The sequence below is a fragment of the Cryobacterium lactosi genome (assembly GCF_004403945.1).
Classification (GTDB): domain Bacteria; phylum Actinomycetota; class Actinomycetes; order Actinomycetales; family Microbacteriaceae; genus Cryobacterium; species Cryobacterium lactosi.
The window spans coordinates 1-15,748 of sequence record NZ_SOHM01000017.1 but is presented as its reverse complement, the minus strand read 5'-3'; the positions used below and the strand labels follow the sequence as shown (position 1 = coordinate 15,748).

The window sequence follows — 15,748 nt, the reverse complement described above, 5'->3', positions numbered from 1 at the left end:
ACCGGTATGCAGAAAGCTATCTGGGGGACCGGGGCCGTCGTGCTCCTGGTAGTCATCTTCACCGGGCTACTGCTGATCACGGGTGGAGGCCCCGGCACCAACGCGTGCGCGGCGGTCGCGGCGAACCCTCAAGGCGCCGCCGAACGCAGCGCGGTCGCCGGGTACCACGGGGACCAGCTGGTGAACGCGGCCCTGATCATGAACGCCGGGGCAACGCTGGGCGTCAACGTGCACGGGCAAACCATCGCCGTGATGACAGCCATGGGCGAATCCACGCTGCGCAACATTGAATACGGCGACCTGGCCGGCCCCGACTCCCGCGGCCTGTTCCAGCAACGCGACACCTGGGGAACCCTGTCCGAACGGATGAACCCGACCCAGGCGGCGTCGTTCTTCTTCGAACGTCTCCTGCGGGTGTCGAACTGGGAGACGATGACACCCACGGCCGCAGCGCACGCCGTGCAGATCAACGCCGACCCCAACCACTACACGAAGTACTTCAACGGTGCGGAAGCCGTGGTCACCGCGCTCACCACGGGGGATGCGGCCTGCGCGGCCGGGATCGGCGGGGACGCCAGAGCCCTCGCGGCCGGCCTGGTCGTCAAGATCGACGCGGGCAACATCACCGGGTTGTCGCCGGATCACCTCCGCGAGATCCGCTGGATCGCCGACGGCGAAACCAGAGAGAACTGCGGCATCGACACGCGGATCCTGCAAGTGATCACCATCGCCACCAACACGTTTGGCAGCGTCGGGATCTCCGACATCAACCGGGCCTGCACCGGCCAGATCCTCGGCTCCGGATTGACGTCACCGCACTCGGCGAACGGAGGCGGCCATGCCGTCGACTTCTACTCCTTCGACCGGATGCCCACCACCGGCGCAGACCCGAACGCGTTGAAACTACTCAAAGCGCTCAGCCCGGTCATGCCGGAAGGGTCCGGCACCGGGCAATCCCAGTGCCGTGCCGACGCCGGCGTGACGCTGGATCTGTCGATGACGCAGTTCAACGACTACTGCAACCACGTCCACATCGCCGTCGACCCGTACAGCACCGACCCCCTCAAACTCGGCACCTAATGCCCCACCTGACTACGCCTGCGCTGCAGGTCGCAAGGAGACTCCGATGATCGACTGGAAAGCCCGCATCATGACCGGCCTCCTCGCCCTCATGACCATCCTCGGGTTGCTCGTCTCCGTGCACGCCGGCGCCGCCCTCACACCCACGGGTGTCACGTACCCGTGGAACCCGGCCGCCCTGGCAGGCGACTTCCTCTTCTTCGACGCACCCTGGCCGCCGGCCGCGACCTGGACGTCCCTCGTGGCACTGGTCCTCGTGGTGGCGGTGTTCGCGTTCGTCCTGGCCAAGCAGGCACAGCGGGCGTCACTCAAACGCAACAACATCGCCCTCAAACACATGGCCACGCGCAAACAGTCCGCCGTGTTGCGCGAAACAGCCCGGACGAAGGAAGCCGCGCAGTTGCACCCGGCCGCGGTGAACCTGCCGGCGGGGGAGCGGGTCGGCCAGCTCGTCGGCCGCGGGAACCGGTGGGTGTATCAGGGATGGCGGGATTTGGGCGTGTACGTGTGCGGCACCGGCCGCGGCAAAACCTCAGCATTGGTCATCCGCCACATGCTCGAAGCCCCGGGAGCGGCGATCATGACGTCCAACAAGGTCGACGGCGTTCGCGAAACCCTCGCCGGCCGGGCCGGCCACGGACAGACGTTCATCTTCGACCCCAACCGCATCTACCGCCGAGATACCCGCCCCGACTTCGTCTTCAACCCGCTCGACTACGTGCAGAGCGCAGCCGACGCCCGCGAGCTCGCGGCCATCTTTGAAGCTTCCACCCGGAAAGCCTCCGACCGAGGCGGAGACTCCCAGTTCGACACCGCCGGCCGCGACATGCTCGCCTATTTCTTCCTCGCCGCCGCGCTCGAGCACGATCCCCTCTCACAGGTATTCGCCTGGATCGCCCGCGCCGAAGGACACGAGGTACAGCGGATCCTCGCCCGGCACGGGAAAACCGGGCCGTCCTCGACAATCGAGGGCATCCTGAGCTGGCCCGAGAAGACCAAGGGCAGTGTCTACGCCACCGCGCAGCGGATGGCTTCTGCCCTCGCTGACGATGATCTCTTGGCCTGGACGAGCGCCGATAGGGTCCGTCGATTCAATCCGGACGAGTTCATCCGCAGCACCGATACCCTCGTGCTGCTCTCCAAAGACGGCGAAGGATCCGGCGGCGCCATCCTCACCGCCCTCATCCGTGCGATCTGCAAAACCGCCGAGCACGCCGCGCAAGGCAACGGCGGCCGGCTCACCGTGCCGCTGGTGATGGAACTCGACGAATGCGCCAACATCGTCCGCTGGCCAGAACTGCCCTCGGTGTACTCCTACTACGGGTCGATGGGCATCATCTTGAACTCCTACTTCCAATCCCGCGCCCAAGCGATCGACGCGTTCGGCAAAGACGGCTGGCAAACTCTCTGGGACGCCGCCGCTACCCGCGTCTTCGGCGGCGGATCCGGCGACGATGACTTCCTCCGGTCGCTTGCCGCGCTGATCGGTGAACACGACGAGATCACCTACGGCAGCTCCACTGGCAAAGACGGCCACACGTCCACGTCGACCAACACACGCAAGGTCAACACCCTCGACATCGCCGCCCTCGGCTCCCTCCCTGAATGGCGCGCAGTCTTGTTCAGCTCCAAATGCCGGCCCGTCATGGTCAACACCGTCCCCTGGTTCCGCGACAAAACCCTTACCGCCACCATCAACCGCACCCCGCCGGCCAAGACACCGGCACCCGTCCGCACCGCTGCAGCGGAAGCGGCAGCACGTGGCTGAGTACGACGACTACGACGCAGCCGACACTGGGGAGGATGTGGTTGACGTCCGCCAGATGTTCCTCGACTGGTTAACCAGCCACCTCAGCACCGTCGAGGTCGTCGGCACTAAACCGACACCGTGGTGCGACCAATGGTGGCTACATCCGGAGGTCGTCGCCCGGTTCAAAGCGCTCTGGCACGCCAGCATGCAAGCAGACGCCAGCGTCATGGACGGCGACGCCGGCGCCGTCTCGTCCTGGTGGATCAACCACTGGGACCGCCACGCCGCCGTCATCTTCGACAAGTCAAACGGTCCCTTCCGCGACTGCGACCCCGACCAAGGGCACTTCCACCGCCGCAAAAACGGAACGGTCAGGATTGTGCCCGCATCGATGCCGCCGGACAACGTGGAGCTGTAGCGGCACGCACCGCTGGAACAGGCTTGTCCCGTCAGCCACGTGGTCAAGAACGTGCACCGACACAAATTAATCATTAAACGACGATTTCTCAAAAAAGAGTATTGGGCGGCTGCGGTCGGAGAAGCCGTCGGAGGAACGCTTAGGCGGGTGGGAACGATGACGCGAGTAGGCGATGAACGTGTCTCGCGGTCTCATCGCTTACTGGGCCGGGTTTCAGCAGGTTCTCGAGCGCCTTCTTCGGCCATGAAACCTGGACGCCATCACTCGTGAAGTCGCCACCGAAGAGTGGCCAGTCGGCGTCCACGAAACAGAGCACCCCGCGCACGGGAATCCCCTCGAGGTCTGCGTCTTCGAGTGCAGATCTGACGAGGTCGATCTGCTTGCGGGCGCCGTCGACCAGCTTGGTACAGTCGCGCGATCCGACCATCAGTTTCTCCGTGCGGGGACGGAAAAGGCCTCCGTCGACTCTCAAACTGGGACGACGGCCTTGATATTTCTTGGCGTCGATGACGAAGACCCCCGAGGGGCAGACAGCGATGTGATCGATATTGGCTCTGGTGCGAGGGATGCGACGGTCGTGGAGAACGTGAACGCCACGTCCAGTGAGCCTGTCGAGGCGTTGGCCCAGGACTTCCTCTCCTCGCGCTCCGGTGGCCCACGCCCGGGTGCTCTGCGGATCATCGCTCAGCGTGAGTATGAACTTGCCCACGTAGGGGTGGTCGTCCAGGATCCTCGCCTCGCGTTTATCCTTGCGTCGGTCGTATTCCCGTTGGGCCGAGGCACCGGCGATGCCCGTGAAGACCGCGGACTGCTCTGATCGTGGTTTCGAACCTGCGGCCGTGGTGGCCTCCGGAGGCAGGGCAGCCGTGGTGCTGGCGATCATCGGAGCAGCGGCGGGCGGATCCGCAGGGCACTCCAAGCAGGCGACGGTCTTGGTCTCCCGCTCGTACACCGCCATCGTCCCAGCAGAGATTTCGCAAGCGCAAATTCGGCAGCGCCCCGCGTACCGAAGGCGCATTGTCTTGGGCGGCAACGCCGCGTCACCGCTCACGTTAGACACACTAGGAGCCGCTGGACCGCAAGAGACGGAGACGCTGGGGCGGTGTAGCCAGGATTGGGGCGTCGTCCGTATCGATTCGGAACTGGGCCAACGAATGTCGCCACATTCTCTTTTCGGTCCTCTCCCGCTGTGCGGAGTCGCGGTTTCATTTGTCGACGCCTACAGCTCGGCGGCTGGCTCTGTCTCGGGATTCTCTGCCTGCTCCCGCACTCTCTTACGGACCCATCCGACGGTCCCCACTAGATCCGACCAGTTCACAGCACCTGAGCGGGTGATCTCGAACACGATCTGCTTGAGCAATTCACGCAGCTCTTCCTCGCTGAGTGGCCCGATTGTGTCAAGCAAGTCCGGAGTGGTGGCAATGGCCCTCGTTGTCGCCTCGACCCATTTCCGTTCGGCCGCTCTCCTCTGGGACCGGGCGAACAACGCCTTAGCGCGCCACCAAAAGGTGATCACGAAAATAGCGATGCCGATCAGGAGAAAGGTCAGATCGCGCGGCATAGTCGGAGTCTATCGACGGCGACCACATCAGCCGGATCGCGTAAAGCACGGCCGACTATCCCGACTTGGTGGGGGCCCGCACATCGTCACCTGAAGCACCGCGGCCAACCAAGGAGAGTGTTCCTGTGTCGGTGGCCGTCGATACCCTCCGAGCAACTATTACTGAGGGGTGTCCGTGGTGCGCAGCGCGAGGTACGAAATTGGGGCAGTTGTCATGTCCAAGAACCCGAGTACGTCCAAGATGGAAGAGGACGTCCGACAGAAACTTCTCGACGCCGGGCTAAAGCTCCACAAAGGCCGCTCGGCCATCCAGTGCGGGCACGAAGCTTCCAGAGATAATCACCCGGTGCTTTCTCCGGACATCCTCATCAAGAGCGCCAAAGTTGCTGTGGAGATTGATTCCGATTACACCCATGCGGACGAATTCATGAAAGATCAGCTCCGAAACCAGCTGTTGGGGGAGGTGGGTTGGACAGTTGTTCGCCTGCGGCTCGGCGGCCTCAGCGAAGTCGGACCACACGACGTCATCTCCGAGTCCTCTGGTCCCACTAAGGCGTCGATCAACGCCCTCATTGAGGCGATCCGAGATGCTGTCACTGGCAGGCCCGGGACGGTTCGGCACATAGCAAAGGCGGTTCGCCCGAAGAGCACGAAAACGCCTTCCCGGCTTGGGGCTATCTCCCCCCACAAGTACACCGAGAATGCCTTCCACGTCTCCTGGATCGGAGAAGGGAACACTATCGAACGGATGGTTGCGATGGATGGCGGGAACTACCTAGCCGTCGGGGAAGGGTGGGGTGCGCCACGGTTTCTCTGCTGGCTCGGGCTCGCTGGCATCCCGAAGGCACAGTGGAGGGCCCCGCTCATCGAGTTGCTGACAGAGATGGATGATTTCGGATCCGTGTCCCAGTTCCCCTGGGGCGACCACCTCTTCACCGGTGCGCAAGCATCGAAGATCCGAGTATTCGAGAAATTCAATGCTGGCGGAGAAGATTGGGACGCCACATGCAACTTAGTGGGGGTCGACGCGATAACCGAAACGGCTTTCACTGCTCAGGGTGAAGTGCTCGCACAATTGCACGACGGAGCTGTCGACGCAGGGTGGCGGCTGGATGATCTACTGATCACGACCGGGATGCATGGGCCATACCAACGGTTCCGGCTCATACGTAGTGGGGTCCGCGCAAAACTCTGGGCGACCACCTAGAACACCCCAAACGCTTTGAAAGCGTACATAACGTATACTTTTCAAGTATGAGCGTAATTGTTGAGCCGATTCTGGAGGAACTGGCCTCGGGCCAGTGGGGTCTGTTCACGGCCGCGCAGGCGAGGGCTCGCGGGGTTAGTCGAGCCAATCTCTCGCATCGGGAACGGGATGGGCGTCTGGAGCGTCTCGTTCACGGCGTGTACCGGCTCGGCGGCGTTCCGGTAGCACCGCTGGATGATCTTCGTGCCGCATGGATGTCCACTGTTCCGGAACTGCTGGCCTGGGAACGGCTCGAGAACCCGCACGTGGTGATCGGCGGTGCGGCTGCGGCCGCGGTGCATGAGGCTGGCGATATCGAGCCAGCCCCGTATCGGATGATCACCAGCGAGCGTCGCCAGACCCAACGACCAGACATCGCATACTCGCGTCGCCAACTGGAACCGCGAGACGTCGTCGTTGTCGAGGGTCTCCCGGTGACGAGCATTGAGCGCACCGTCGCTGATCTTGTCGATGAGGTGGGCGACCTCTCCCTGGTTGGGGATGTTCTGGCCGACGCAACCCGAGGAGAGCGCGCCGTCGACCTGGATCACCTAGGACTTCTCCTTGCCCCTTTCGCGGCAAGGTACGGCCATCCTCGACGGGACGGCACGGCGCTTCTCGAACAAATACGCCGGAGTGCCGGCATCGACGACGTCACCGCAACTCTCGCGCTCATTCGGCGACCCGCTGTCGGCGCCGCCCTCGAGCAGGTCATCACCCGCGCAGCAGGGGAACAGCTCAGGATCCTTGCTGAGCGGCTTCAGTTCCAGCTGCATGGAAGCACCCAGCTCAACGAACAGCTCGAACAACTGCTTGCGCCGGTGAGAGAAGCGCAGAGTCGCCTGGCTTCCGGGATCGCGGACGCCGTGCCGTCCCCCTTCCTGGAACTCCATCGGGAGCAGATGGAGCAGATCACCAAGGGAATCGCGGACCAGATGCCTACCTTCACGATGCCGAAGATCTCGGTTCCAACCATGAACTTCGGCGGGGCTGTCCCCATCATGACCACGACACACGCAGTGCCCGCGTCCTCCGCCATCGCGCCCAAAGATCCAGGCGCTGGAGAGTCACGCCGCGGCCAGGAACCGACCACCGAAGAGGAAACGACCGATGGCAAATGATCCCTACCCAGACGGACGGGCGATGCTCGCCGCTCTCAAAGAGAAGGCACGCTCCGCGCACCGCGCTGGACTGGGGACTTCGATCCAGAGCCTCCAGGATCTGGCCATCTTCGACCGCTTTCTTTGCCGGGTCTTCTCCGTGGACGATTGCCCGTTCGCGCTGAAAGGCGGAACGAGCATGCTCGCGCGTCTGCCCGGAGCCCGGAGAACAACCGACGTTGACCTCGAAACAGCAGAGATGAGCATCGATGAGGCCATCACCCAGCTCACACAAGCCGCCAGCGCCGATCTAGGCGATCATCTCGAGTTCCGATATCTTCATCACCGCGATACGGGTGGACCCAACCAGCCGGGTCTGCAGGCTGCTGAGGTCACCTACAGCGTCACCGTCCGAGGTGCCGGCACTCGGAACCCGATCAAGGTCGACCTGGCCATTCATAAGCGCACGCCGACCGCACCGCTGGAGAGCATCGTCCCAGCGTTCCGGCTCGACCTGCCTCGCCTCGGTACCGTCTATGCCTACCAAGCGATCGCCGTTGAGGACCAGATCGCGGACAAGGCCTGCGCCACGATGTCGATCTACGGCGGCCTTCCCTCCACCCGATCGAAAGACCTCATCGACCTGGCCATCCTCGCCCGAACAGTGCGTATCGATGCCCGCCAACCCCGCAGCAGCGTCTTTACAGAAGCGGCCCACCGGCATTTGCCCGCGTTCATGGCGCTCGCGGTGCCCCGATCAATGACTGACCCGTATCCCAACGGCGCAAAGGACGTGGCGGTCCTTCACGATCTCCTCAATCCGGACGACGCCGTTGATCTGGTTAATAGGATGCTGCGTCCGGCTCTCACCGGCGAGATTACCGACGGACAATGGGACCCGACCCAGCAGGAGTGGATTCCCCACAATTAGCCAACGCTGACCTCGACATTCATTGTGTATCGACCGCAGAGCATGTTCTGTGTCGATCGCCCCAGCCGGTCCAGAGTCGTGATGATGAGAGTGTCGCCGGCCTCGAGGGCGTTGAGCGCGCGATCGAAGTCCGGCCTCGAGGCGCTCGAGCGCCGGAAACGCTGTTGTCGACGTAGAGGTCATCACGTCGGACACCAGCGGCCAAAAGATCCACCTCTTGCCGGTCGGGGGCTGCTGGCGCGTCGATACGCGCGCGTGGCCGATCAGCTTCGTCACGGCGTGCTTAGGGTGTCTGATAACTAACGGTGAGTACCGCAATTCAAGCAGGAGGTTGTGCGACGTAGTTATGAGACTCGCCGGGCCGCAAGATTCCGCCGACTCTGAGAAAGTGCAGGTCACGGCCGTGACACGTCTTATATCCCTAGGGATACGAGACACGCTCGATGGTGCAGATATGGTGCCTGCGCGGGCATGTTGACGTGGACACGTCTGCTCGACAGGCCGTGGTTGGTGGAGCGATCCCGCTGGTCGACGTAGCGTGGAAATCACTCCGCCAGTTCGGATGGCCCAACGATGGTACGTCCATGCCCGGCGGAGGATGGTGCCCGATCGTTCACGGTCGGGCACCACCCACGAGCACCGTCGCCCTTGTCCATCGAGGGTCGGTGACCAGACCTTCGAGGAGACTGCCGACGATGCCAGCTAGCATCGACCGTCAAAGCGGTCATGGACATGCACACGGCCATCGGTGAAGCCCAGCGCGCATCGCAGCTCGACCGCACGTTGCGGGAGCAGTACTCGCAGGTACGTGACCGTTTGCCGGCCATCGTCCGCGCCGAAACCGGACAGACAGGCAGCGCGATGCCGACGCCGGCCGAAGGCCTTGACCCGGAGCTAGCGAAGATCGTCCAAGCCGCACAGCGCGGCCAGGTCGTCCCCGGAACTGGCTCGCCCGTGCCGACACGTATCGAGTCCCACAAGCCACAGACCACCGTCACGCCGAACGGGCGCGACGGTCACGAGAGATAACGAGGGGGCACCACAATGGCCGAAGAATCAGACGGCATCGGCGACGAGTTCGACGGGCAGATGCGTGTTGCTCTGACCGTTGCCACGCAGATGGCCGAGCGTTTCGCCCGGCTCCGTGAGGAGCTGGCCAGGAACGCCCAGGTGCGCACCGAGCAACAGACCAAGGAACTGCAGGTTCGGTTCGGTTCGATGCGGAGCGGAACGCAGCACGAGCCAGCCTGGCTCCCGTGCAGCAGCAGGAGTGGTGGAACACTGCGGGGATCGACGACATTGCCACGGCTTACGAGACGGCCGACGCATGGCGCACCGTGGATCCCGACATTGCGCGCACCTCCGATCGCATGCGCGAGGAACTGCGCGGCCTGTACGGCATCGACGTGAACAACCTGGACGCCGACCCCACCGCAGTACGAGAGGCACTAGCCCGTGCCCAGCAGGACCGCAGCGCTTCCGCGGAGAGCCGAGGCGAGAGCGGCACGGACTACGCCGAAGCGGCAGCGCTGCTCACGGTAGCCGACCAGCTGGACCGCAAAGCCGAAGAACGCGACCGCGGCCAGGAACGCGCCGAGAACACAAGCGACGAGCCCGCGGAGGGTTTGTCACGGGAGCAACTGACCGGCAGGGCAGACGTCACTCGTGACGACGCCGCGAACACCTACGACAGCGCAGGGCGCCGCGAGTCGTACGCCGCCGACATGGAAAAGTCGAGCGTCGATCCCCAGCTACAGAGAGTCCGCTTGGTTGCCGATCGAGAGAACGGTACCCACCCCAACGCGGCCGTGGCGACTAAGCCAGGCAAGCAGGCCAAGGCCCGCAACGGCTCTCAGAGTCCCGGCTTGCAGCGGGAACGTGGTGGACTCAGCCGCTAGCGGCTATTTGAATCGACAGGTCGGCTTAGATCGAGTCTCGATCAGCAACGACACGTAGACCCATTCACCCGAGCATTGCCGAAGATCACCGTTGCGTGGCGTTCCCAGTCGTATGCTGGTATGGCAAGGATTTCAAACCGAGCGCCGACGCAGTGGTGGTGTCTTCATGACCCAAAACATAGCAATTTTGTTCTGAATTACAACGTTGATCACCTGAAACGACGCTGATGCTTCCGCTTAGCGTAGGTTGGATAAACACGAGCACTGCATCGCGATCGGGAGAGAGGCTTCAGTGGCATCCACCCTGCACGACGTTGCAAAGCTGGCCGGCGTCTCTTTCAAGACTGTCTCTAACGTTGTTAATGATTATCCGTTTGTCCGCGATCAAACGCGAAGCAAGGTGTTGGCGGCTATAGAGGAGCTGGATTACCGGCCGAATCTCCAAGCCAGATCCCTTCGCCTCGGCAGAACGGGAATGATCGGCTTCGCAGTGCCGGAGTTGAGCCTTCCGTATTTCGCCGAATTGGCCGCCCAGGTTATCGAGGCTGCGCAGCGGCATGACCTGACGGTGCTGACAGAACAGAGCATTCCAAGTCGCGCAGGCGAACTCGAAATCTTATCTAGTCCACGACGGCGCATGACCGACGGTCTAATCTTCAATCCACTTTGGTTGGAAGACAGAGACATTCCTCAACTAGAGGCAGCGGGGCCTGTGGTGCTCTTGGGAGAAGCGTTATTCCCCGGGACGATGGATCAGGTCGTCATGCGCAATGTCGAAGCATCGCGTTATGCGACCGAGTACCTACTCGAGACCGGTCATAAACGCATCGCGGCAATTGGAGCTGATCTTTCTAAGCCCGGAGGATCTCCTCATTTCAGGCTCGAAGGCTACCGGCAGGCGTTACAAGCAGCAGGCATAGCCTTTGATCTCAATCTCGTGGGGGAGGCGACCCCTTGGCACCGATTGGATGGGGCGCGGTCCATGCGGCACGTCCTTGGGCGGGGGGACCCTCCCGACGCCGTATTCGCGTTCAATGACACTTTGGCGCTCGGCGCAATACATGCGCTTCAAGAAGTGGGTCTTCGTGTCCCATTTGACGTATCGGTTGTTGGTTTTGACGATATTGAGGAAGCGCAATACTCGTTTCCAGAGTTGACAACAATCAATCCCGGCAGGTCCAGCATCGCCGAACTTGCCGTGACTGCGCTGGCCAGACGTATTGCTGACCGGGGGGCTGTGCCACATCTCTCTGAACCGGACTTCCATTTGGTGGTACGAAAGTCGGTCATGCCGAGGTCTCATTCGTGACGCAATCGGCAGCATCTGCTTGACATTCCGTCCAAGTTATACAAGCATCCATCGCAGGGCAATTAACACAACGTTGCAAATTGCAAATGCACAACGTTGTAGAAATGCCTGACACGAGCAGCGTTCATCACATTTCCTCGCATCCAACCAGTTCAAAGGAGAACACAGTGAGATTCAAATCCGTCCTCGCGATCGCGGCAACCGCGGCGCTAGCAGTTGGGATGACTGCGTGCAGTTCCGGCGGCGTATCATCCGGCGATGCACTCGCGGCGGGCCCAAACGGACCAGCTAAGGCGAGCGATTGCACCAACAAAATTGTTGAAAAAGGTGCCCCGCTGGTCACCGTTTGGGCATGGTACCCCAACGCCGCTACGGTCGTCGACAACTTCAACAATAGTCACACGGACGTTCAGGTTTGCTGGCGAAACGTGGGCCAGGGCCAGGCGGAGTACAGCAAGTTTCAGACTGCTATCGCTGCAAAAAAGGGCGCACCCGATGTCATCATGCTCGAGGGCGATCAGCTGACTTCATATGAAATTCAGGACTCGCTTGTAGACATCAGCGGTCTCGGCTGGGACGATGTAAAAGCAAACTTCAGCGAAGGCGCCATTAAGGACGTCTCTGCGGGCGACGGCGTTTACGCGGTACCTGTCGACGGCGGCCCAATGGGAATGATCTACCGGACCGACATTTTCGATAAGTACGACATCGAAGTGCCGACCACCTGGGAAGAATACGCTGCGGCCGCTCAAAAGATGAAAGATGCGGGCGGCCCCCTTTTCGGCGACCTGGCGAGTAATACCCCAGCCGCTACACTCGCACTCCAGTCCCAGAAGGGTGCGATCCCCTTCGTCTACAACTACTCGGAGGACCCGAAGACGATCGGGATTGAATTGAACGATCCAGCGTCCGTTGACGTTCTCAACTACTGGGCTGACCTCTCCCAAAAGGGACTGATCGGCAAACAGGACCAGTTTACGACGGACTACATTTCCGGTTTCATCAAGGGCGACTACGCGACATACATTGGGGCGGCATGGGGCCCCGGTTACCTGACTGGAGCCGGGGTAGGCCAGGGCGAAGATGCGGGCCGCTTGGCCGCTGCTCCCCTCCCGCAGTGGGACGCGTCCAATCCTGTTCAGGTGAACTGGGGCGGATCAACGTTCGCCGTGACGACGCAGGCAACGGATAAGAAGCTTTCCGCGCAGGTTGCTCTCGAGCTCTACGCCGATCAGGAGTCGGTCAAAGACGGATGGTCGAAGCAGGTCATCTTCCCCCTGAGCAAGGTCGGGCTCGAAGATCCAGACTTTCTCGAGGGTGGCTCCGCGTTCTTCGGTGGCCAGCTCGCGAACAAAGAGATCTACGTACCGGCAGCGAATGCATACACCGGCGCAACGCTTCCTCCCTTTACCGCGTATTACTACGCTGAGCTGCAAAAGCAGATCGCAGCCATCAATACCTCGGGCCGATCCGGCGACGAAGCGGCAGAAGCACTCCAGAAAAGCGTGGTGAAGTACGCAAAGAGTCAGGGCTTCACTGTCACCGAATAATCAATAACGTGTGGGCCGGCCGCTAGGACCGGCCCACAATGCATTCCCTAGATCGACAAGGAGGACGATCCGATGACTACCGAGACTTTGCCACGTCCCGCGCATCCGACGACGCGCGGAACGAAGTCAAAAAACAAACCAAACCGACAAGGGATTCGGCAAAAAGGCGCCATCGGGTGGATCTTTATCTCCCCGTTTCTCGCAGTGTTTCTGCTCTTTCTCGTAATTCCGCTTGGGTATGCGCTATACCTCAGCCTTTTTACAAAGGGACTCGCAACGGGTACAACTTTCTCAGGCATAGATAACTACGTGAAGGCATTTACGGACCCGTCCTTTCTGAAAGGCGCTGGTTTTGTACTCGCTTTCACAGCGGTTCTCGTCCCTGTCCAAATGATCGTGTCGGTGGCCGCAGCGCTAGTACTAGATGAGCTCGCTTCCCGATTCGCGCGTCTCGCGCGTCTGGCAATCTTTCTTCCCTACGCAATCCCAGCCGTCATCGGCGCCCTAATGTGGGGGTTTCTATACAGCCCGACATTCGGACCACTCGATGGAATTTTCGGCTTCTTCGGCGCACAAGCTCCGCTCCTTCTCGGGCCCGACAGTATCTTCGGATCTTTGATCAACGTCGTCACCTGGCAATGGGCCGGCTACTACATGATCATCGTTTTCGCGGCGTTGCAAGGCATAGATCCATCGATCTACGAAGCTGCCCGACTCGATGGTGCGAATTCTTGGCAGATTGCCCTTCGCGTGAAGCTGCCTATGGTGTCGAACGCCCTCGTCCTGATCCTCGTCTTTGCTGTCATCGGTACATTGCAGTTCTTCACAGAACCGCAAATACTCGCGCCAGTCGCCAACGGAACGGTGACTCCAGATTTCACGCCGAATATCTACGCGTACAACCTTGCTTTCACCTATGCCCAATTCAACTATGCATCGGCGATCTCATTCGCGCTGGGCATCGTGATTTTTATCGCGGTATACGTGTTCTTGTTCTTCACCCGTAAACGAGGGAGCGTCTTCGCATGACCGCTGTTATTGAAAGTCGCGGGACCCTCCGCCAAAGCAACCAACGAGGAGCGAGGCGACCCTCCTCCGTCGTCTCTCACCTCTTCCTCGTCGCGCTGATCATATATTTCCTCGTCCCCCTCTGGTGGTTGGTCGTAGCGAGCTCCAAGAATGTCCAGGGCCTTTTCGACGGCACCGGCGGTGCACTGTGGTTTGACCAGACAATCGACTACGTAGGAAACCTCAGTCTCCTATTTACGTACAACGATGGGATTTACCTTCAGTGGATGGCCAACTCTGCCCTCTACGCAATTGGCGGGGGAGTGGGGGCTACCGTTATCGCCGTTCTGGCAGGATATGGTTTTGCCAAGTTTGCATTCCGGGGACGCAACTTCACATTCGCTCTCTTGCTGGGTTCAGTAATGGTCCCTGCAACGGCATTGGTGATCCCGACCTTCGTGCTGTTCTCCACTGCTAGTCTGACGGACACCATGTGGGCAGTCATCCTGCCTTCATTCTTGAATCCGTTCGGCGTCTATCTAATGCGTGTCTACATAGCTGATGCCGTGCCGACAGAACTGATGGACGCTGCTCGGGTTGACGGTGCGAGCGAGTTCCGAACCTTCATCCAGGTAGCGCTCCCTTTGATGAAGCCGGCGGTAGTCACTGTTCTACTTCTGTCAGTCGTTGCGAACTGGAATAACTACTTCCTGCCGCTCGTGATGTTGTCCAACTCGCAGTTGTTCCCAGTCACGACTGGACTTGGTTTGTGGCAAGGCTTGGCCTCGGCAAACAACGGTGGCGGGACATCTCTTTGGAATCTGATCATCATAGGGGCACTGGTTTCGGTCATTCCCCTCATCATCGCTTTCCTTTCGCTCCAGAAATATTGGCAGGGCGGGCTGTCTATGGGCAGTCTCAAGTAACGAGCACATTTACAGGATGGAGATGCATCCAGCGGGTGTGTCTCCGTCCTTCTGCATTGGTCGCCGCTACGGCGCCCCCGTCGTGCGTTGAGCTATTGAGCCCAATAATCGGCGGGTAGCGATGTTCGCGGCAGTCCGGCCAGCTGGTGGCACGTTTCCGGGACCACGGTAGCGCTGGCGGACGGTGTACTGCCCTGCTGTAGAGGGACAACGGATAAGGCGTCGCGTTTCATAAGTAAGGGCGAATTCATATCGGACCATGAAAAAATATTGGTGCTGTCGGGAACGGCGGAGTTACCGCGAGTTGTAGAGATTGTTTGCGGCCGTGCCCTACTGTCCGTAGGCGGCCACGGAACTGCCCACTGACAGCCAGTAGAACCGACCGGCGCGCTCGGCCTGACCCGGGCGGTTCCGGAGAGCACGCCGATGGTCACGTTCGACACCGGACAGTACTTCGTCCCGCACACCTGCTGGGCGTTTGTTACTCCGCAGTCGGGTTGGGGCTGAGGAGTATGTCGTCATCATCCCCGTAGGCTGCGAGGGCCACGTCGAGGTCGCCCGGCACAACCGGGCCCGGCCCGCCAGCCCTCGCATGGACGACGCCCACTTCCCCGATCACCGGGGGAATCCCAGGCGACCCCACGATCACACCGCGCACCACCGCGGAAGCGGAGTTCCCGGCGCGCACGCCTGGTTGCTTGAGGCCGCTGAGGCCGACACCGCGAGGATGAACGTGAAGATGGCCGAGGACGAGGCGCTGGCCAAGATCGGCGGCACCGCCCGAGTCGACAAGGCCCTCGACCAAGCGGCGACCTATGGTCGCTTCGCGACTGGCGACCACGCCTCCCTCCTCAGCGCCGGCGGTGTTAACGCCGACCCAAAACAGGGCCAATAGTGCCGTTTGAAAACAGGACCACTATGTGTGTTTCTACTATGCCGTATCGGGCGTCGGCTGGTGGCTTTTGAGCCGG

16 protein-coding genes and 2 pseudogenes are annotated in these 15,748 nt (G+C 61.2%); 14 read left to right on the top strand and 4 right to left on the bottom strand.

Annotated elements, in window-relative coordinates:
• Positions 1–6 precede the first annotated feature (6 nt).
• From E3T61_RS08835 to E3T61_RS08825, 3 genes are read left to right on the top strand one after another with little or no spacing between them, the layout of a single operon-like run.
• Positions 7–1,080: a hypothetical protein gene (locus E3T61_RS08835; protein ID WP_134640495.1), complete on the top strand. Its 1,074-nt coding sequence runs from the start codon at positions 7–9 to the stop codon at positions 1,078–1,080.
• Between the two features lie 46 nt (positions 1,081–1,126).
• Entirely contained in the window at positions 1,127–2,848 is a 1,722-nt protein-coding gene (locus E3T61_RS08830) for a type IV secretory system conjugative DNA transfer family protein (RefSeq protein WP_134640494.1), read from the top strand.
• Positions 2,841–3,248 carry a DUF4913 domain-containing protein gene (locus tag E3T61_RS08825; RefSeq protein ID WP_134640493.1) on the top strand — a complete coding sequence of 136 codons (408 nt, stop codon included), beginning with the start codon at positions 2,841–2,843 and terminating at the stop codon, positions 3,246–3,248. The genes E3T61_RS08830 and E3T61_RS08825 overlap by 8 nt, the downstream gene beginning before the upstream one ends.
• A gap of 139 nt (positions 3,249–3,387) precedes the next feature.
• Here E3T61_RS08825 and E3T61_RS08820 read toward each other — a convergent pair whose 3' ends face one another.
• Entirely contained in the window at positions 3,388–4,131 is a 744-nt protein-coding gene (locus E3T61_RS08820) for a nuclease-related domain-containing protein (RefSeq protein WP_241992473.1), read from the bottom strand.
• 336 nt (positions 4,132–4,467) lie between these two features.
• The gene (locus E3T61_RS08815; protein ID WP_134640492.1) at positions 4,468–4,809 is read right to left on the bottom strand and encodes a hypothetical protein; all 342 of its coding nucleotides are present in this window, start codon (positions 4,807–4,809) and stop codon (positions 4,468–4,470) included.
• A gap of 214 nt (positions 4,810–5,023) precedes the next feature.
• Between E3T61_RS08815 and E3T61_RS08810 the strand changes: the two genes are divergently transcribed.
• The 4 genes and pseudogenes from E3T61_RS08810 (at position 5,024) to E3T61_RS08800 (ending at position 8,086) form a co-directional block, all read left to right on the top strand.
• Complete coding sequence (locus E3T61_RS08810; RefSeq protein ID WP_134640491.1) at positions 5,024–6,016, top strand: PDDEXK family nuclease; 993 nt, start codon at positions 5,024–5,026, stop codon at positions 6,014–6,016.
• Positions 6,017–6,063: 47 nt separating this feature from the next.
• Positions 6,064–6,213: pseudogene (locus tag E3T61_RS22660) on the top strand (type IV toxin-antitoxin system AbiEi family antitoxin domain-containing protein); the annotation flags it as partial.
• Complete coding sequence (locus E3T61_RS08805; protein ID WP_241992472.1) at positions 6,214–7,176, top strand: hypothetical protein; 963 nt, start codon at positions 6,214–6,216, stop codon at positions 7,174–7,176.
• Positions 7,166–8,086, top strand: coding sequence for a nucleotidyl transferase AbiEii/AbiGii toxin family protein (locus E3T61_RS08800; RefSeq protein WP_134640489.1), 921 nt, complete (start codon positions 7,166–7,168; stop codon positions 8,084–8,086). Before E3T61_RS08805 ends, E3T61_RS08800 begins: the two co-directional genes overlap by 11 nt.
• A gap of 38 nt (positions 8,087–8,124) precedes the next feature.
• On the opposite strand, the pseudogene E3T61_RS08795 reads toward E3T61_RS08800, so the two are convergent.
• A pseudogene (locus tag E3T61_RS08795) lies at positions 8,125–8,362 on the bottom strand (recombinase family protein); the annotation flags it as partial.
• A gap of 450 nt (positions 8,363–8,812) precedes the next feature.
• Here E3T61_RS08795 and E3T61_RS08790 point away from each other — a divergent pair.
• Positions 8,813–9,115, top strand: a complete 303-nt coding sequence (locus tag E3T61_RS08790) for a hypothetical protein (protein ID WP_134640488.1) — start codon at positions 8,813–8,815, stop codon at positions 9,113–9,115.
• Positions 9,116–9,142: 27 nt separating this feature from the next.
• Here E3T61_RS08790 and E3T61_RS08785 read toward each other — a convergent pair whose 3' ends face one another.
• Positions 9,143–9,325 (bottom strand): hypothetical protein, encoded by a 183-nt coding sequence (locus E3T61_RS08785; RefSeq protein WP_134640487.1) that lies wholly within the window; start codon positions 9,323–9,325, stop codon positions 9,143–9,145.
• Between the two features lie 17 nt (positions 9,326–9,342).
• Between E3T61_RS08785 and E3T61_RS08780 the strand changes: the two genes are divergently transcribed.
• The 6 genes from E3T61_RS08780 to E3T61_RS08755 all read left to right on the top strand — a co-directional run bounded on the left by E3T61_RS08780 (position 9,343) and on the right by E3T61_RS08755 (position 15,672).
• Positions 9,343–9,984, top strand: a complete 642-nt coding sequence (locus tag E3T61_RS08780; RefSeq protein ID WP_134640486.1) for a hypothetical protein — start codon at positions 9,343–9,345, stop codon at positions 9,982–9,984.
• 292 nt (positions 9,985–10,276) lie between these two features.
• Entirely contained in the window at positions 10,277–11,293 is a 1,017-nt protein-coding gene (locus E3T61_RS08775; protein ID WP_134640485.1) for a LacI family DNA-binding transcriptional regulator, read from the top strand.
• A 167-nt stretch (positions 11,294–11,460) separates the two neighbouring features.
• Positions 11,461–12,843, top strand: coding sequence for an ABC transporter substrate-binding protein (locus tag E3T61_RS08770; protein WP_198418662.1), 1,383 nt, complete (start codon positions 11,461–11,463; stop codon positions 12,841–12,843).
• A 72-nt stretch (positions 12,844–12,915) separates the two neighbouring features.
• Complete coding sequence (locus E3T61_RS08765; protein ID WP_134640484.1) at positions 12,916–13,872, top strand: carbohydrate ABC transporter permease; 957 nt, start codon at positions 12,916–12,918, stop codon at positions 13,870–13,872.
• Complete coding sequence (locus E3T61_RS08760; RefSeq protein WP_134640483.1) at positions 13,869–14,777, top strand: carbohydrate ABC transporter permease; 909 nt, start codon at positions 13,869–13,871, stop codon at positions 14,775–14,777. The genes E3T61_RS08765 and E3T61_RS08760 overlap by 4 nt, the downstream gene beginning before the upstream one ends.
• A gap of 592 nt (positions 14,778–15,369) precedes the next feature.
• Positions 15,370–15,672, top strand: a complete 303-nt coding sequence (locus tag E3T61_RS08755) for a hypothetical protein (RefSeq protein WP_134640482.1) — start codon at positions 15,370–15,372, stop codon at positions 15,670–15,672.
• Positions 15,673–15,748 lie beyond the last annotated feature (76 nt).